Origin of the sequence: Halomonas sp. 328, from assembly GCF_015645095.1 — a bacterium.
GTDB lineage: Bacteria > Pseudomonadota > Gammaproteobacteria > Pseudomonadales > Halomonadaceae > Bisbaumannia.
The window spans coordinates 1-17,402 of record NZ_JADOTW010000049.1; the positions used below are offsets into that span (position 1 = coordinate 1).

The 17,402-nt window shown below is 64.9% G+C and carries 19 protein-coding genes; 18 read left to right on the forward strand and 1 reads right to left on the reverse strand.

The annotated features are described in order from the left end of the window. Window positions 1-261: 261 nt before the first annotated feature. The 7 genes from IHD13_RS17280 to IHD13_RS17310 all read left to right on the forward strand — a co-directional run bounded on the left by IHD13_RS17280 (window position 262) and on the right by IHD13_RS17310 (window position 4,736). Window positions 262-1,368: a FliC/FljB family flagellin gene (locus IHD13_RS17280; protein WP_195862282.1), complete on the forward strand. Its 1,107-nt coding sequence runs from the start codon at window positions 262-264 to the stop codon at window positions 1,366-1,368. Window positions 1,369-1,443: 75 nt separating this feature from the next. Further along, window positions 1,444-1,944 carry a hypothetical protein gene (locus IHD13_RS17285; RefSeq protein WP_230086398.1) on the forward strand — a complete coding sequence of 167 codons (501 nt, stop codon included), beginning with the start codon at window positions 1,444-1,446 and terminating at the stop codon, window positions 1,942-1,944. A gap of 581 nt (window positions 1,945-2,525) precedes the next feature. Then, window positions 2,526-2,789 carry a hypothetical protein gene (locus tag IHD13_RS17290; RefSeq protein WP_195862283.1) on the forward strand — a complete coding sequence of 88 codons (264 nt, stop codon included), beginning with the start codon at window positions 2,526-2,528 and terminating at the stop codon, window positions 2,787-2,789. A 140-nt stretch (window positions 2,790-2,929) separates the two neighbouring features. After that, window positions 2,930-3,400: a hypothetical protein gene (locus IHD13_RS17295; protein ID WP_195862284.1), complete on the forward strand. Its 471-nt coding sequence runs from the start codon at window positions 2,930-2,932 to the stop codon at window positions 3,398-3,400. Between the two features lie 74 nt (window positions 3,401-3,474). Further along, window positions 3,475-3,906 carry a hypothetical protein gene (locus tag IHD13_RS17300; RefSeq protein ID WP_195862285.1) on the forward strand — a complete coding sequence of 144 codons (432 nt, stop codon included), beginning with the start codon at window positions 3,475-3,477 and terminating at the stop codon, window positions 3,904-3,906. 57 nt (window positions 3,907-3,963) lie between these two features. After that, window positions 3,964-4,173 (forward strand): hypothetical protein, encoded by a 210-nt coding sequence (locus IHD13_RS17305; protein WP_195862286.1) that lies wholly within the window; start codon window positions 3,964-3,966, stop codon window positions 4,171-4,173. 224 nt (window positions 4,174-4,397) lie between these two features. Then, window positions 4,398-4,736: a hypothetical protein gene (locus IHD13_RS17310; protein ID WP_195862287.1), complete on the forward strand. Its 339-nt coding sequence runs from the start codon at window positions 4,398-4,400 to the stop codon at window positions 4,734-4,736. Window positions 4,737-4,934: 198 nt separating this feature from the next. Here the strand turns inward: IHD13_RS17310 and IHD13_RS17315 are convergent, their stop codons facing one another. Then, window positions 4,935-5,564: a hypothetical protein gene (locus IHD13_RS17315; RefSeq protein ID WP_195862288.1), complete on the reverse strand. Its 630-nt coding sequence runs from the start codon at window positions 5,562-5,564 to the stop codon at window positions 4,935-4,937. A 203-nt stretch (window positions 5,565-5,767) separates the two neighbouring features. Here IHD13_RS17315 and IHD13_RS17320 point away from each other — a divergent pair, with 203 nt between their 5' ends. The 11 genes from IHD13_RS17320 to IHD13_RS17370 all read left to right on the forward strand — a co-directional run bounded on the left by IHD13_RS17320 (window position 5,768) and on the right by IHD13_RS17370 (window position 17,290). After that, a complete protein-coding gene (locus IHD13_RS17320) occupies window positions 5,768-6,727 on the forward strand; it encodes an ABC transporter substrate-binding protein (RefSeq protein WP_195862289.1) in 960 nt (319 codons plus the stop codon). Continuing rightward, complete coding sequence (locus IHD13_RS17325) at window positions 6,727-8,673, forward strand: diguanylate cyclase domain-containing protein (protein WP_230086399.1); 1,947 nt, start codon at window positions 6,727-6,729, stop codon at window positions 8,671-8,673. The genes IHD13_RS17320 and IHD13_RS17325 overlap by 1 nt, the downstream gene beginning before the upstream one ends. A 218-nt stretch (window positions 8,674-8,891) precedes the next feature. After that, on the forward strand, window positions 8,892-9,179 hold the full coding sequence (locus IHD13_RS17330) for a hypothetical protein (RefSeq protein WP_195862290.1): 288 nt from the start codon (window positions 8,892-8,894) through the stop codon (window positions 9,177-9,179). Between the two features lie 92 nt (window positions 9,180-9,271). Further along, complete coding sequence (locus IHD13_RS17335; protein WP_195862291.1) at window positions 9,272-9,505, forward strand: DUF2835 family protein; 234 nt, start codon at window positions 9,272-9,274, stop codon at window positions 9,503-9,505. Further along, window positions 9,502-12,723 carry a sensor domain-containing protein gene (locus IHD13_RS17340; protein WP_195862292.1) on the forward strand — a complete coding sequence of 1,074 codons (3,222 nt, stop codon included), beginning with the start codon at window positions 9,502-9,504 and terminating at the stop codon, window positions 12,721-12,723. Before IHD13_RS17335 ends, IHD13_RS17340 begins: the two co-directional genes overlap by 4 nt. A 97-nt stretch (window positions 12,724-12,820) precedes the next feature. Continuing rightward, a complete protein-coding gene (locus IHD13_RS17345) occupies window positions 12,821-14,518 on the forward strand; it encodes an HD domain-containing phosphohydrolase (protein ID WP_195862293.1) in 1,698 nt (565 codons plus the stop codon). Between the two features lie 181 nt (window positions 14,519-14,699). Continuing rightward, window positions 14,700-15,143: a flagellar export chaperone FliS gene (gene fliS, locus IHD13_RS17350; protein WP_195862294.1), complete on the forward strand. Its 444-nt coding sequence runs from the start codon at window positions 14,700-14,702 to the stop codon at window positions 15,141-15,143. Window position 15,144: 1 nt separating this feature from the next. Then, window positions 15,145-15,540 (forward strand): flagellar protein FliT, encoded by a 396-nt coding sequence (gene fliT / locus IHD13_RS17355; RefSeq protein WP_195862295.1) that lies wholly within the window; start codon window positions 15,145-15,147, stop codon window positions 15,538-15,540. After that, window positions 15,537-16,850 (forward strand): flagellar hook-length control protein FliK, encoded by a 1,314-nt coding sequence (gene fliK / locus IHD13_RS18590; RefSeq protein WP_195862296.1) that lies wholly within the window; start codon window positions 15,537-15,539, stop codon window positions 16,848-16,850. The genes fliT and fliK overlap by 4 nt, the downstream gene beginning before the upstream one ends. Next, complete coding sequence (locus IHD13_RS17365; RefSeq protein WP_195862297.1) at window positions 16,847-17,005, forward strand: hypothetical protein; 159 nt, start codon at window positions 16,847-16,849, stop codon at window positions 17,003-17,005. Before fliK ends, IHD13_RS17365 begins: the two co-directional genes overlap by 4 nt. 3 nt (window positions 17,006-17,008) lie before the next feature. Further along, window positions 17,009-17,290: an EscU/YscU/HrcU family type III secretion system export apparatus switch protein gene (locus tag IHD13_RS17370; RefSeq protein ID WP_195862298.1), complete on the forward strand. Its 282-nt coding sequence runs from the start codon at window positions 17,009-17,011 to the stop codon at window positions 17,288-17,290. Window positions 17,291-17,402 lie beyond the last annotated feature (112 nt).

Sequence of the window (17,402 nt, forward strand, 5' to 3'; positions counted from 1 at the left end):
TGGCCGCTTGGCCGCTTGGCCGCTTGGCCGCTTGGCCGCTTGGCCGCTTGGCCGCTTGGCCGCTTGGCCGCTTGGCCCCTTGCCCCTTGCCCCTTGCCCCTTGCCCCTTGCCCCTCCCAGAAAATTTTTCCAACCAACCCTAAAGTCCCCCCTTCATCCGCCGTTAAAGATTACAACGGCCAACGGCGCCGTTGTGGCAGGCCCCACCGATGCATGGCTCGGGGCGGTCAATGGAGCCCTCAACGCAAGAAGGAAGATCTCATGTCTGTGATCAATACCAACATTACCTCCATGATTGGCCAGTCCAATCTGAACAAGAGCCAGAACGCGCTGCAGACCTCCATGGAGCGTCTCTCCTCCGGCCTGCGTATCAACAGCGCCAAGGATGATGCGGCCGGTCAGGCCATCGCCAACCGCATGACCGCCCAGGTCAATGGCCTGGCTCAGGCCCAGCGTAACGCCAACGACGGCATCTCCCTGGCCCAGACCGCCGAAGGCTCTCTCAATCAGGTCAACGACAACCTGCAGCGTATTCGTGAGCTGAGCGTTCAGGCCCAGAACGGCACTAACTCCGCCAATGACCTCAAGTCCATCCAGGACGAGATCGGTCAGCGTCTGGCCGAGATCGACCGCATCTCTGAAGAGACCAGCTTCAACGGTGTTAGTGTGCTGGCAAGCGACCAAGGGGTTAAAATCCAGGTCGGGGCTAATGACGGTGAGACCATCACTGTTAACCTTCAGGAAATCAACTCCGAAACTCTCAGTCTTGGTACGTTCAATGTGGACGGTGTCAATACCGACAACCTCCAAGCAGCAGTGTTGACCGATGACGATGATAATACTGTTGGGGGGGCAATAACCCTGCAAGACGAAGATGGAAATACCATCACCGCTTCAGGTGATGGCTTTCAAGAGATTACAGATGAAGATGGCAATGGCACTGGCCAGTATGTGATCGAGACTCTTAACGATGCTGGTGAAACTGTATACCTGAACGTCACCAATGTAGATATTACAACTGGTACGGCTGGTGATGGTACTGATTCAACAGCAGTGGTCACTGCAGATGCCACTTATGAGCGTGGAGAGCTGTCTGAATCACCGCTGGCTTCTCTGGATACTGCTCTGAATCAGGTCGATACCCTGCGCTCCGAACTGGGTGCCGTGCAGAACCGCTTCGAAGATGCCATTACCAACCTGAGCACCAACGAAACCAACCTGGCTGCCGCTCGTTCGCGCATCGAAGATGCCGACTACGCGGTGGAAGTGGCCAATATGACCCGCGCGCAGATTCTGCAGCAGGCTGGTACTTCCGTACTGGCACAGGCCAACCAGATCCCGCAGAACGTGCTGTCTCTGCTGGGTTAATCTGAAGCTTGGCCGCAAGGCTGAAGTGGTAAGAAATGACGGGGCCGAAAGGCCCCGTTTTTATTAGGGGGCAAGGTGAAGAGAGAAATTCAAAATGAAATCAACTTTCAAGATGGTGATGTGGATGTGGTGGAGGTCGTTAAAATTTGCGTCGCCCAGCTAATTGATAATGACTTTTTTATTCTAGAGTCGGATTTGAATGAGAGGACAATTTCCAGTCAGCTTTCTCGTTATCTTCAGATAAGTTTTAGTGAGTGGCATGTCGACTGTGAATACAATAGAGACCATGATGATCCTAAGCGATTGAAGGTGCGTGCCCAAGGCCTTGTGCGTGAAGAGCTCTCCAGAGATACGATTGGTAGGACCGTTTTTCCAGACATCATTGTTCATGAGAGAGGCAGGTCGAGAAATTTTATTGTTATTGAGATTAAAAAAACGACAAGTGCTGTGGATAGGGGGTTCGACGTGAAAAAGCTGCATGCATTCAAAAGCCAGCTTGGCTACCAATATGCAATTTTTTTGGAAATAGGTACAGGGAACTCGGCAGGATGCTACGAATTGATCTGTATTGAGTGATCGGACAATAGGGGGAAGACCCTCATTTCTTCAAGTGGTGAACGGAGCGGATGATGATCGGGGACAGACCCTCACTTCTGACCCGGAAAAATAAAAAATGGATATTGGATATCGGGGACATGGATATCGGGGACAGACCCTCATTTTTCATTTCTCCTTTTGGATATCGGGGACAGACCCTCATTTTTCATTTCTCCTTTGGTCGAGAATGTCTAGAGAGGGTGGGGCGGACTGGCTGCCAGGGTGGTCGGTATATTTTTTGATTAAGTCAAGGGCGGTATGTCGTGACATATTTAGGGCTATTTAGGGCTATCGGGGACAGACCCTCATTTCTCAGGGATGAGGCGTCGTTACTTCTGATCTCTGATGAGGTTGTTGCTTTGGCCGATGATTTCTAGAGAGGGGCAGCCGATACCCCAGCGGGCTATCGGGGACAGACCCTCATTTCTGACCCGCATTTCTCAAGCGACTGTTGTTCCGGTCGATGATTTCTAGAGATGGTCGGTTCGCCAGGGAACCAGTCCATCCCCCAGTGCATCCGGCTGCGAATAGCGATAAATATTATCCAACTAGGAGGAAGTATGTCATCCAGGGAAGAAATGCATTCCGAGGAGCTTAATGACGAGATTCCCGCTCGTTGGCTCACCCTGGCCATGGCGTTTCGGGTGGCCGCGGTGCTATGCCTGGTCATGGGGGGCTACCTGTTCTTCGAAGCGCTCCAGTATGCCTCGGTGGCGGGCCAGCAGGCTTATATCATGTCGATGCTGCGCCTGGGTATTGCGGTCGTGATTGCACTGTTTTTGCTGCTGGGCGAGAAGGTTTGCCGTTTCCTGGATGGTGAGTAATGGATGTTTCACGTCTTCGTCTGGGTTACCAGGAAAACGGGAGCAGAGACAGACCCCTTATTGCTCGGTCGGGTGTGCGAGTAGCGGGGGTAGGCTGGATGATGTTTTTTATTAATTGATGAAGTCAAGGGTGGTATATCGTGGCGTATTTACTTGCGTTGTTGCTGGGTAGCCTGGCGCCTTTCGTGGCGCGGCTTCGCGTCGTTCGTGGCGGGTGGAGCTTCGCTCAGGCCTTCCTGGGGCTGGGCGTGATGGGCTCGATCGTGTTAGTGGCCATCCTGTTTTTCCTCTTCGGTGACCGGCTGGCTGAGTTGATGAATGCCGATGCCGGTAATGCCTATTTCTCGAGAAGCGTGCGTGCCTGGATGGGACTGATGGCGCTTCCCCTGGGGTTCTACTGGTTCTTTACCTTCCTGGCGATGTGGCGTTCGGCCGGCAGGTTTTCCGCGGGCCGGCGGCTGCTGGCGCGCTATCTGTCCCTGTTCGCCCTGTCGTCGGCGGCCGCCTGTGTCTTCGCTGCGCCGCTGCCGATTGGCATCATGCTGCTGACGGGAGTCGTGATGGTGCGTCGCCAGAGACGAGCGGTAGTCAGTGCTCAGGTATCTTCTTAGCCAAAAGGGAAGGGGAAGCGGGAACCTCGACTGCCCCCTCATTCCCCTCCTCCGGTATATCAGCGAGACACGACATGGAATCCGGAATCTTTTTCCTGATCGACGCCAGGCACCTGCCGCGGCCCGAGTACGAGTACATTCGCACCATGGCCATCAAGGCGCTCACCGGTGACAGGACCTACCCACCGCTGTTTTCTGGCTGCGCCTATTCCGGTGAGGAGGAGGGGACCGGTGGGGTAACCTTCACCTTCTGGTGGGAGGAAGGCAAGGTTGCTCAGCACGAGGTCTTCGAGGCATTCCGGACTTCGGGGATGGAGGATAGCACCCTGTGCAAGATCTGCTGGGATCTGGCCCGCACGGCCGATTTTGTCGGCGCCGCTTACCGCTGCTCGCCGATGCGACCCAAGCTGAACCCATCCGCACCCGATGGCTTCGAGTACCTGGTCGTCAAGGTGGCGCTGGATCAGCCGCCCGCGCTTATGGGCTATCCGCTTCATGACTGGTAAAGCACCAGGCCGCCAGGGCTGGAAGCGCTGCTACTTAATTCTCCCGGGAGCGAACGCATGTCGCCTGACCAGCACCAGGAAGTGATCGAGCGCCTCGAGGCGGTGATTCGCGAGACCCAGGAGACCCTGGCGCGCTTCGAGGCGACCGGCATGGAGACCGAACTGCCGGAAGACTACGACAAGCTGCTGGAGATTCTCGACAGCGCCATCAAGGCGCAGCGGGAGCACACTCTGGCGATGCTGCTGGAAGCAGGGCCGAGAGGATAGCAGCGCCGAATAAAGCGACTACCCGCAGGAAGGGTTGCGGCCAGGTCATAATCGCTCCCTTGTCCCTTGTCCCTGGTCGTGAGTCAGAGAACCCCGGCAGGGCGATATCTTCATTGCGGGGGACCAGCTCGGTCGAGGATCGCTACTCAAGATCTTGCCGATATGGCCGATAGGGCGTGGTGTCTGCCCGTCTCCATCTCCGTCCCCGTCGCTCGAGGTACCTCATGAGCCTGACCGCCCGCCATTTCCTCGAACATATCCTGCCCAACCTGGGGCATATCGAGACCTACGCTTCCCTGACCCTGGATCGACAGATTCAGGATGCCCTGGATGAGCGTGTACGGGCGAAGCGTCGCCAGCAGCGCCAGGCCCTGACGTTACAGTTGCTGCCGATCCGCATGAACTTCGAAAGCCTGACCCGCCGTTATGCCGTCGATCTGCGTCGTGCCGAGGAGGGCAAGGGGGATGCGATCCTCGAGCCGGATGCCAGCGAACGGGAGGCGATTGCCACCCTGGAAGCCATGCATCGGCAACTGGGGTTGGGGGAATCCGGCAGGGGATGATGGGGCGCCTGGCGGCGTCAATCGCCGAGGTCCCGGTGATTAAAAGGGGGCTGAGATATCAAATCGCCAGCTAAAGCTAGCTCCCACTGGGTTAGGGGGCCAGTTCCCACTGGGTTAGGGGGCCAGTTCCCACTGGGTTGGGGGGCCAGTTCCCACTGAGTCAGGACCGGCCAGCTCCCACGATATAGATAGCCCCCTCTAGGGGCTGGGGGTTGGCTGTGCCTGATCGGTAAGTCGGGCCTGGAAGGCTTCGGGGGCGATCTCTTCCCGATCGGTGGTGAGGATGCAGCCGCCCAGGGCGTGCGCCGCCATCACCAGGTCGATAAAGGTGCTGGGGTTTCTGACCACGCTCTGCTTGTTGATGAACTTGATCAGTACCGAGATGCCGTCCACCGGGGCATGGTCGTCGCCCTGATGCAGAGGCGGCAGCCGTCCGGGGGAGCTCGAATGAGCGATGGTCAGCTGGTAGCTGGCGCTCTGGGAGGTGACGTAGTAGACGCCGAGTTCCGCATCATAGAAGGCGTTGCGGGCCTTCAGCAGTTCGGCGAGCCCGTGGTTGGTCTGTGCCGAGGGGGTGTCGAAGACCACGAACCAGCACTGTTTCAGGGCCTGGGTCTGCTCACGGGAGGGGCGTCGGCCGTGGCGCTTCGAAACGGTGACTGGCGTGCTGGGTGGGGGCATCGGGGCCGCTGTGGCAGGGGCCGTCTCGCGGCTTTCGGAAGAGGCCTTCTGGTGCCGATGGCTACGGTAGTAGGCCAGGGCGATCCAGAGTGCCACCGCTAGCGCGGTGGTACTGAACGCTAGTGTTCCCCATATCTTGAGTTCCATGGTGTTGCCGACTCCTGTCTGCGGTTGTCCGACGCATCCGGTCGTTTATTGTAATGAGCCATCCTGGCATAGATCTTCGTCTGGAAGCCTGATCGATATCAAGTCAAAGGGCCCTCAAGTCTCTGCGGTGATGGCCGATAAGTCGCCTTAACGGAAGTGGCGTGGTGTGAGCGTGCCACCCAGGGACGCAACCGAGGGATTTCATGCAACGACGAGAGGTCATCAAGGCCCTGGGGTGCCTTGCCGCCATGCCTGTGATGCTCGGCGGCTGCCATGGACAGCAATCCCTGCGCCTGGGGATTCACCCCTGGCCCGGCTACGAGCCGCTCTATCTCGCCGAGGCCTTCGGCTGGTTGCCGTTGCGTGTGGAATTGGCCGAATCGAGCAATGCCGGAGGTTCCCTGGCGGCCCTGCTGCGGGGGGAGCTGGATGGCGCCGCCCTGACCCTGGATGAAGTGCTCCAGGCCCGTGCCGCCGGTCTGCCGCTTACCTGCGTGGCGGTGCTTAATGAGTCGGTGGGGGCCGATATGGTGGTGGCACGCGCCCCGCTGGCCTCGCTCGCGGCGCTGGCCGGGAAACGCCTGGCGGTGGAGCGCTCGGCCCTCGGCGAGCTGGTGCTCTCTCAACTGTTGGAGACCTCGGGCCTCGAGCGCGATCAGTTGACGCTGATCGATCTGCCACCGGATCGCCAGCCGGCGGCCTGGCGGGCGGGACACATTGATGCCGCCATCACCTACGAGCCCAGCGCCAGCCGGTTGTTGCGTGACGGGGCGGTACGTGTCTTCGATAGCAGTCAGTTCCCGGATCTGATCCTCGATGTACTGGCGCTGCGCCTCGATCGTTTACCCTGGCGCGGGGCGGTCGCCTCGGCCCTGGTGGAGGGGCACTTTCGTGGCTTGAAGCACCTGAAACAGAGCCCGGGGGATGCCCTGCGCCGTATCGGCGCTTGGCGTGATCTCAGTCTGGAAGAGGCCCAGGGCACCTTTGCCGGCCTTGAACTGCCGGGTGTGGTCGCCAACCGGGCTTATCTGGCGCCCAGCGGGGCGGTGATGGAGGCCGCCGACCATCTCAATCGCCTGATGGTAGCCCGCGGCCTGCTGACATCGCCCGCTGATCTGGAGGCCCTGGTCACCTCCCGTTATCTGCCCGTGAGGGAGGAGTGATGAAGGGGTTGCTTTGCCGTTGGCTGCTGAGCTGTGTGGTTCTGTTGTGTGGCATGCCCCAGGGGCTGGCCGATCAGGAGGGTGGCGCCTACTCTGCTGCCGACGAGACGCTGACGCTGGGGGTCTTCGCCTACCGTCCCCCCGAGGTGATGGAGGCTCGCTATCGCCCCCTGGCCGACTACCTGAGCGAGCAGCTGGGGGATGCCCGGGTGGCGCTGGAGGTTCTCGGCCTGGATGAGATCGAGTCGGCCATCGCCCAGCGCCGGCTCGACCTGCTGATGACCAACCCCAGCCACTACCTCCAGGTGCGCAGCCGCAGCAGCCTGACCGGTGCCCTGGCCACCATGATCAATGCGGAGCAGGGTGAGGCGGTCACGCACTTGGGCGGGGTGATGATTCGGGCAGCGCATGCCAATGAGATTCAGGCCCTGAGCGACCTGCGCGGGCGGCGTATCGCCATCCCTGGCGAGCGCTTCCTGGGCGGCTTTCAGGCCCATGTGTTCGAGCTGCATCAGGCCGGTATCGAGCTGGGGCGAGATACCCAGCTGATGGAACTGGGCAGCCATGACGCCGTTGTACAGGCGGTGCTGAGCGGACGCGCCGAGGTGGGCCTGATTCGCACCGGCATCCTCGAGCGCCTGATCGCCAGCGGCGAGCTGGAGGCCGGGCGCCTGGCGGTGATCAATCCCCAGCGGCTGGTCGACTTTCCCTACCAGGTCTCGACACGACTCTATCCCGAGTGGCCCTTTATCGCCTTGCCCCAGGTGGCGCCGGAGCGGGTTCGCCAGGTGGCAGTGGCGCTCTTCTCCCTCTCGCCCGAGCACCCGGCGGCCCGGGCGGCCCATATCGCCGGCTTCGCGCCTCCTCAGGACTACCTGCCGGTGGAGCAACTGGCCCGCACCCTGCGTCTGGCACCCTTCGATGCGGCGCCCCAGTTCACCTGGGGGGATATCTGGGCCCGCTACTGGATGGGGCTCCTGGGGGCCGGGGTGGGCCTGGTGCTGGTGGCCGGTCTGCTGCTGTTGCTGTGGCACCGTAACCGGCTGATGCGTCATCAGCAGGATCGACTGCGCCTGCTGGCCAGCGTGTTCAGCCACTCCCATGAGGGCATCATGATCACCAGCCCCGCCGGGGAGATCCTCGAGGTGAACGAGGCCTTTACGCGCATCACCGGCTACTCTCGCGACGAAGCGGTGGGCCACAATGCGCGGCTGCTCAGCGCCGGGCGTCACGAGCCGGAGTTCTATGCCTCCCTGTGGCGGCAGCTGCTGGAACGGGGCAACTGGGAAGGCGAGGTGTGGAACCGCCGCAAGGGCGGTCAGGCCTATCCCCAGCGCCTGACCATCAGCGCGGTGAATGATGAGGCAGGACAGCTGCAGCGTTATGTGGGCCTGATGTCGGACATCACCGAGTTCAAGGCGCATCAGCAGGCCCTGGAGCACGCGGCCCAGCATGATGTACTGACCGACCTGCCCAATCGCCTGCTGCTGGCCGACCGGCTGCGCCAGGGCATCCACCAGGCGAGCCGCGATGGCCGCCATCTGGCGGTGATCTTCATTGACCTGGATGGTTTCAAGGCGGTCAACGACCGCCATGGCCACGCGGCGGGGGATCAGCTGTTGGTCACCCTGGCGCGGCGCATGGGGCAGGAGCTGCGCGATAGCGATACCCTGGCGCGGCTCGGCGGCGATGAGTTCGTGGCCGTGGTCACCCATCTGGCGAGCCCGGCGGCGGGGCAGGCGATCATCGATCGCCTGCTGGCGGCCGCCTCGGCGCCGGTGCCTCTGGCCGCTGGCCTCGAGGTGCGGGTGTCGGGGAGCCTGGGGGTCGCCTACTACGCCCCGGGTCAGGAAATCGATGCCGATACCCTGCTGCGCCAGGCGGATCAGGCGATGTATCGGGCCAAGAGCGAGGGCAAGAACCGGGTTCGCCTGTCATCAGAATGATACGTTCGATGACAAAAGCGGCGTCAAGTTTTGCCACGCCGAGTCGATAGCCTATGTATGAAAGCGAGCATGCTCTCGACCCCTTCCCGCCGTGGCAAGGGGCCCATCTATGCAGTCAAGGAATCGCGGTGAAAATAACCACACAATTTGCTGTTTCCCATGACAAGCGCGGCGCCGGCCATGGTCTCTGGCGGCTGCACTGCGCCAGCCGGCCCGAGATGACCTTTTCGTACCACCGCAGCCCGGAGGCGGCCCATCTGGCCCATCGGCGGCTGGAGGCCTTGCCGGAGTCGCTGATCGAGCTGATCTGCCGCAAGGCCAGCCGGCTTGGCCTGGAGCAACGCCTGAGCATGGCCCGGGAGGTGGGGCAGGTGCTGGAGACCTGGCCCGCCGATGACCTGGAGCATGAACTGCGCCTGCTGGCCTTCAACTACTGTGCCTCCCTGGTGGATACCGCCGAGGCGGCGTTGCAGTTGCTGGATCAGCGGCGCCAGGCGGCCCGCTGACGGCCCTCTGCCCTCGATCCACTCTCAAGTCTGGTGCGCCTTGGCCGATACCTTCTGCTAACCCAGTGGATGGCGAGGAAGGCGCTTCCCGGATGCCGAGCATCGATATTCGTCTTGCCATGTCCCCGGAGGCCTGCTTGGCCTATTATCAGGGGCGCGCCGATCAGGTGATCACCCATAGCCTGGATGGGCGGCGCGTGGTCTTCCCGGCGGCGGCCCTGCGTCGCATCGTGGGGCGCGATGGGGCGCATGGCTGTTTTCGCCTCTACTTCAGCGCCACGGGGAAATTCGAGGATATTCAGCCGGTCGGCCAAGGAGGCCCATGAGCGACGCCAGTCACGAATCCGGCGGTACCACCGCCCGGGGCTGCACCATCGATGCCCTGACGGCATTTCGCCGCCTGGCCGATAGCCTCGAGGCCCATGGCGATTTCTTCGATCGCCTGAGCCGTTGCCTGGCCGAGACCCTCGGCGTCGATCACCTGCTGGTGGCTCGCACCGAGGCGGGGTGGGCCCATCCGCTGAGTTTCTGGTCCCGGGGGCGGCACCTCGAGGCGCCTTCCTATCCCCTGGTCGGTACACCCTGCGAGGGGGTAGTGGGGCCGTCCTTGTGTCACTACTCCGCCGGCGTGGCCGAGCGCTTTCCCGAGGACCTCCTGCTCGCCGAACTGGAGGTGCAGAGCTATATCGGTGTGCCGATGTTTGCCCCGGATGGCCGTGCCCTGGGGCTGGTGGCGGCCCTGCACTCCCGGATCATGCCTTCCTCGCCGCTGGTCGAGGAACTGCTGCGCCTGGCGGCGGCCCGGGCGGGGGCCGAGCTGGCGCGGCAGACGGCGGAGCGGGCGCGGCACGTTACCACCCGGCGCCTGGAGACCCTGCTGCGTCATCTGCCGGGCATGGTCTATCGCTGCCACGACGACCCCGACTGGACCATGGCCTATGTCAGCCCCGGCGCCGAGGCCATCACCGGCTACCCCCCCGAAGCATTGCTCGGCGAGCATGCCCGACGCTTCGCCGGCCTGGTTCACCCCGACGACCGGCCATGGTTGCTGCAGGCCACTCACCAGGCCCAGGAAAGGCACCGCCCCTTCGCCGTGAACTACCGGCTGGTGACCGCCACGGGTGAGGAGCGCTGGGTTCGCGAGCAGGGTCAGGCGGTGGTCGATGAAGAGACCGGCGAGACCATGCTGGAAGGGGTGATCAGCGATATCACCGAACACAAGCGGCGCGAGCAGCGCCTGGAGGCGAGCAACCGCGCCCTGCGGCTGCTGAGCCGCTGCAATGCCGCCCTGATCCATGCCTCGCAAGAGACCCAACTGCTCGAGGCGATCTGCCGCCTGGCGGTGGAGGTGGGCGGCTATCGCTTCGCCTGGGTGGGGGAGGCGCGCCACGATGATGCCCGTTCGATTCGCCCCCTGGCCCATGCCGGCCTCGGGGCCGGTTACCTGGCCCGGCTCTCCTTGAGCTGGTCCGAACAGGATCCCAGCGGTCACGGCCCGGCGGGGCGGGCCCTGCGCAGCGGCGAACCCCAGGTGGTGCGGGACATCGACGCCGATCCGGGTTTCGTCTGGCGCCAGGCGGCCCGGGAGCACGGCTACCATGGCGTCGTTGCCCTGCCACTGAGGCGCGAGGGGCAGACCTTCGGCCTGTTGCTGCTCTACCAGGGGTGTCCCGAACCGATCAACGACGACGAACTGCGGCTGCTCGGCGAGCTGGCCGACAACCTTGCCTTCGGCATCACTACCCTGCGCAATCGTCGCGAACAGCAGCGCATCCAGCAGGCGGTGATGACCATCGCCGGCGCGGTCTCGGCGCGCAGCGGCGCCGAGTGGCTCGATCAACTGGCCCGCCAGATGGCCAAGGCCATGGGCGGCCAGCTGGGCTTTGTCGCCCGGGTCGATCCCGACACCCCGGGGCAGGCCATGACCCTGGCTGCGGTGGTGGAGGGGGAGACCCTGGAGAACTTCGCCTATTGGCTGGCCGGCACCCCCTGCGAGCATGTCCTCACCTGGGGCGAGTGCGTGGTGCATGATCATGCCGCCGAGCGCTTGCCGGAGGCGTCCCGGGAGGCGCTCGGCTGGGTACGCGGCTATGCCGGGCGACGCCTGGAAGACGGCGACGGCGAGGTGATCGGCCTGCTGGGGGTGATGTTCGCCGAGCCGCTGGAGGAGACCACCTTCATTACCAGCCTGCTGCAGATCTTCGCTTCCCGGGTCGCCGCGGAGCTGACCCGCCAGGCCGACGAGGCCAATATCCGCCGCCTGGCCTACGAGGACCCCGCCACCGGGCTGCCCAACCGCACCGCCTTTACCCAGCGCCTCGAGAGCGCCCTGGCCGCCCCGGGAGAGCACTCCTTGGCGCTGCTGTTCCTGGATCTCGACCGCTTCAAGGAGATCAACGATACCCAGGGCCATGATGTCGGGGATCGGGTGCTGGTGGCGGTGGCCGAGCGCTTCTCGGCGGTGCTGGCGCCGGGCGAGTACCTGGCCCGGCTGGGGGGCGACGAGTTCGTGGTGATGGTCGATCCCGCCGAGCGGGCCGGTGCCTGCGCCACCGCCCGGCGGCTGCACCGGGCCCTGGAGGCGTCCATCGTCATCGAGCCCCAGGCCTTTGCGGTGGAGGTAAGCATCGGTATCGCCCTCTACCCGGAGCATGCCGACGGTGCCCGGGAGCTGCTCAAGCACACCGATATCGCCATGTACCATGCCAAGCAGCGTGGTGAGCCCTACAGCGTCTTCGAGCCGCACCTGGGGGCGCGGGTCGGCGAGCGGCTGCGCATGGCGGTGCGTCTGGCTCGGGCCCTGGAGGAGGACGGGCTCAGCCTCTACTTCCAGCCCCAGGTCGACCTGGCCAGCGGCCGGCTGGTCGGGGCCGAGGCCCTGTGCCGCTGGTTCGATGCCGAGCTCGGCGCGGTGAGTCCCGCCGACTTCATTCCCCTGGCCGAGGAGCGCGGCCTGATCAATCGTCTGGGGGCCTGGGTCATCGACGCCGGCTGCCGACAGCTGGCCGAATGGCAGGCTCAGGGGCTGGACTTTCCCGGGCGCCTGGCACTGAATGTCTCCTCGGCGCAGTTCGAGGACGACCATCTCCTGGATGTCGTGCAGGGCGCCCTGCACCAACACGGGGTGGCGGCGGAGCAGCTGGCGCTGGAGTTGACGGAAAGCGGCTTCATGAGTGACCCGGATCATGCCGTGGCCATGACGCGACGGCTCAAGGCGGCGGGGCTGGCGTTGCATATCGATGACTTCGGCACCGGCTACTCCTCCCTGGCCTATCTCAAGCGCTTCGCCGCCGACAAGATCAAGATCGATATCTCCTTCGTGCGCGAGATGCTCGGCGACCCCAACGATCGCGCCATCGTCACCACCATCATCGCCATGGCCGAGAGCCTGGGCCTGTCGGCCCTGGCCGAGGGGGTGGAGTCGTCGGCCCAGGCCGAGGCCCTGCTGGCCCTGGGCTGCCCCGAGGGGCAAGGCTACCGTTATGCGCCACCGCTGCCGGCAGCGGCCTTTACCCGTGACTGGCTGGCGCCCGGCGCCGAGTGATTTTTCCCTCAAGCCCGGGCGCCGGCGGCCGATAGACTCGTTATCCCCTTACGGGGCCCGGACTCCCGGGCTCTCCTGCTGAGATACGAGGACACGGATGGCGCAGCACGAGACTGGCTACCAACGAGTGGCGAACCCCCTGGAACTCCGCGACCTGCTCGAGACCCTGACCGAGCCCGGCGGGGCCTCGCTGCGTCTGGAGGGGGAGGGCCAGTCGCCCCTGCCGGTGCTGGTGCTGGACGCCCGCCTGGACGAGTCGCTGTTGCTGGATATCACCGCCATTCGCGAGATCCTCGGTGCCCTGCGCCGGGGACAGCGCTTCCGGCTGGAGGGCCAGGTCCATGGCAAGCAACTGCGTAGCCCCTGGTTGACCCTGGAGGAGTGTCACGAGGTGGAGGGGCGGTTGCAGGCCGGTTGCGCCTGCCCGGAGTGGCTCGAGGTGCTGCAGCGGCGTGCCAGCTATCGTGCCGAGCTGCGCCTGAGCATGGAGGTGGGAGTGATCCTGCGCGCCCTGCAGGGCGAGCTGGGCGGGGCCTCCAGCCTGCAGGGGGACCTGCGCGATCTCTCCGTGGAGGGCTGTCGGGTGGAGCTGCCGGCCATGGCCTCCGGGGTCCTGCCCCGGGCTCCCGAACGCCTCGAGCTGGAGCTCTGTTTCCCCAGTGGTCAACGCCTCTCGCTGCTGGCCGAGGTGCGGCACGTCAAGCCGGAGCCGGAGCGTTACCTGGTTCAGGTGGGCTTCCAGTTCGCCGATATCACCCCCGAGCAGGAACGCCTGCTGTGGTTCTATGTGCGCGAGATCGAGCGGGAGGCGGCTCGCCACGCCAGCGATGGTGATACCACGCGCACGCCGTCGTCGCTGTTCCAGGCCGCCGAGTCGGTGCCGGCGGTGGGGCGACGGCGCGCCGAGAGCTACCCCACCGCCATGGCGCGTCGCCTGGCGCGCCTGGCCGCCTACCTGGATGCCCAGCTCCTCGACCTTCAGCAGGGCCATGGCCTGGATGGCATCGAGCTGTCGCGCAACGCCGATCGCCTGCTGGCGCTGCTGGACGAGGATCGCGAGGAGTTGCTCTTCGCCCTTGGCTGCCTGGCCCATGAGGCCCACCTGGTGCAGCACGGCCTGGCGGTGGCGGTGCGCCTGGTGGACCTGGTGGCCACCCAGCAGTTGCCCTCGGGGCTGCGCAAGAGCCTGGCGGCGGCGGCGATGATCCATGACCTGGGCAAGGGGATGTTGCCCGCCGAGCTGCAGCAGGCCCGGGCGCTCAACGAGGCCCAGTATCGTCAGTTGCAGGGCCATGTGGCGCTGATGCTGGATCAGGCGGCTCCCTGCCACTGGCTGTCGCGCAGCGTGGTGGCGGCGGTGGTGGGGGGCATCAACGAGCGCCTGGACGGCAGCGGCTATCCCCAGGGCAAGCGCGGGGGCGACCTGCCGGAGCTGGCGCGCCTGGCGGCGGTGGTCGACGTGGTGGACGCCATGGGCCGCCCTCGAGCGGATCGCCCGGCCTGGAACGTCGAGGCTATCTATCGCCACCTGCTGGCGCATCCGGAGCACTTCGAATCGCGCTGGGTCAAACGCTATATCGCTCACTTCGGGCGTTTTCCGGTGGGCAGCCTGGTGCGCTATGCCGGGGGTGAGCTGGCCTGGGTACGGCGCCTGGATCGCCAGGGATTGCCCAGCCTGGTCAGTCGGGTCGAGGAAGCGCGGCGACCCAATGCGGGGCTGGGGGCGCTGTTACATGATGGGCTGCTGATTGCCCTGGGCGAGCCGGTGGAAACCCTGCCGCTACCGCCGGCCTGAGGCGTGAGAAAAGTCGTGCTGCCTCTCTCAAGTCCCCTCCGGTGGGGCCGATAAGGGAAATTAGCGACGAAGAGCATGGTTTATCGTCCCCTGCGGCTGGGGGGCCATCGGTCACAATAGGTAAATCGAGAGTCACTGCCGGTATCCAGGGGAGATCGGCCGATAACGAGGGAGCCAGATGATGAGTGCCAGACGCGGCGCAGCCGCCTATGCCAAGGGCCATGCCAAGAGCCAGGCCAAGGGCGCCGGGGCCTATGCCCGGGTCGGTGTCGAGAGCGGGGTAATGGCGGCCAGTCCCCATCAATTGATCGTGATGCTGTTCGATGGCGCCCAGGCCTCGATCCGTGCCGCTCGTCTGCATCTCGAGCAGGGCAATGCCGCCGGCAAGGGGCAGGCGATCTCCAAGGCCCTGGATATCGTCAATAATGGCCTGGCGGCGGCCCTGGATGATGACCAGGGGGGCGAGATCGCCGGCCGCCTGGCCTCGCTCTATGATTATATTGCCCGGCTGCTGTTGCGGGCCAACCTGCATAATGATGCCGACGCCCTCGACGAGGCCGAGCGCCTGCTGGAGGATATCGGCTCGGCTTGGCGCGAGATCGGTCGCGCCGGTCAAGGGGGATAAGATGATACAGCACCCTGAGTCAGGCGAGGCCGAGCGCCTGCTGGCTTGCTATGAGGCCCTGCTGGAACGCTCCACGCGGATGCTGGCCATGGCTCGAGAGGAGGCCTGGGAGGCGTTGATCGAGGAGGAGTCCCGCTATGTGCAGGAGGTGGAACGGCTCGCCCGGGAGGACCAGGGGCAGGCCCTCGATACGGCCCAGCGCGAACGCAAGGCCGACTTGCTCGAGCGGATCCTCGAGCAGGACATGGAGGTGCGCCGCCACCTGGTGGCGCGCCGCGACGAGCTGGGCGAGCTGATCGGCAACTCCCGGCGCAAGCGTGATCTGGAGCGCGCCTACCGCCAGCCCCAGAGTGCCGTGATCGAGGCCAGGAAGCGCTTTCCCGAAGGCACCCCGTGAGTGGCATCACCCCGATTCTCGATACCCTGCTGCACCAGGTGCTGGGCAAGCGGGTGGACCATGCGCCGCCCCGGGACCTCAACGAGCCGGTGCGGCCCCTCAATGCCTCTGACGCCACCCGGGCCCTGCATAGCGACTCCCGTCTCGATGGGCGTCGCCCGCCCATCGCCGACCTGGCGCCGACGGCGCAGCGTGGCGAGGGGCGACCGGCCGCTTCCCAGGCCGCGCCAGCGCCCGCCGCGGGCTCCTTCCAGACCCACTTCAGTCCTACCGCCCGTACCATCGCCGACCTGCTGATCAAGTTTCCGGCACCGCCCTCGGCGGTGCGTCCCGCGGCCCCCCTGATGCCCCAGGGAGAGTCGCCGACGGCGGATAGCCTGGCCCAGCGGCTGGAGGGCTCCATTCGCCATAGCGGCCTCTTCCATGAGTCCCACCTGGCGCGCTGGTATCGCGGTGAGCTGCCCCGGGCCGCCCTGGCCCAGGAGCCCCAGCAGTGGCGGACCCTCAGTTATCGTCCCGCCGAGGGGGGGCAGCCCCCGGCACCCTGGCGGCCCACCGGGGCGGTTCTCCCCTTGGCCCTCTCGGCCGCTCGTGGCGCGGTGCCCACGCCCATGGCGCCTGGCGCGGGTACGGTGGCGTCGCCTGTCGCCACGCCGGGGGAGCCGAGGCCCATGATGCCGGGCGCGGCGTCGTCGGCATCGGAGTCGGCGCGATCCCAGCGCTTGGTGGAGATTCAGTCCCTGCAGCCGGCCAAGGCCAGTGGGGCTGTGTCATCGTCCGCTGCCCCGGCGTCGCGGCCTGCCCCGCTGGCCCTGCCGGCCGCCGCCCAGGGCGAGGTCGCCGCCCAGGGAGAGGCCACCGAGAGGGCGCGCGAGCTCTCCCGTGCCAACGAGCCGATCGCCGAGTCGCTGCAGGGGGTGCTGCGCCATCAGCTGGAGCTGCTGGTCAATCCGGTGGTTCGCTGGGAGGGGGATGTCTGGTCGGGGATCTTCATGGCCCTGGTGATCCAGCTGCCGGCGGGGTATGAGGAGCGGGCTCGTCAGGAAGCGGAGGGGGAGGAGGGGACGGACGAGGCCTGGGCCTCGGAACTGACCCTGGTGCTGCCTGGGCTGGGCGAAGTCGCCGTGCAACTGCGCCTGGTGGCGCGGCGCCTCAACCTGACCCTGGATAGCGGCGACGCCTCGGTGGTGGGGCGCCTCGAAGCGGGCCTGCCCGACCTGGCCGGGCGTCTCGAGGCGCTCGGCTTCGAGGCGCGCCTGGCGGTACGCCACCGGCCGGACGAGGAGCGTCCCGAGGAGACCCGTCGATGAGTGACACCCAGCAGCGCCGACGTCGCCGCCAGGCAGTGGCCCTGGCTTATCGGGCCGGAGGAGCGTTCCGAGGAGACCCGTCGATGAGTGACACCCAGCAGCGTCGACGTCGCCGCCAGGCGGTGGCCCTGGCTTATCGGGCCGGAGGAGAGTGAGCGATGAGTGACACCCAGCAGCGTCGACGTCGCCGCCAGGCGGTGGCCCTGGCTTATCGCGAGGGGGATGAGGCCCCCCGGGTGCTGGCCAAGGGCTACGGCGAGCTGGCCGAGCGGATTATCGCTGCGGCCCGGGAGAGCGGCCTGCAGGTGCATGATTCGCCGGAGCTGGTGGCGCTGCTGATGCAGCTCGACCTGGACGAGCGCATCCCGCCGGCCCTCTATCAGGTAATTGCGGAGTTGTTGATCTGGGTCAGGGATATCGAGCGTGGCGAGGGGCGATAATCGCCGGCGTCGGCGTGAGCATGACCACACTTTATCCCTGCTTATTCATGAGGCCAGCCTGAAAACGAAGATAGCGGATGGTATTCTCTTGAGAAATCAGAACGTTCCGGCA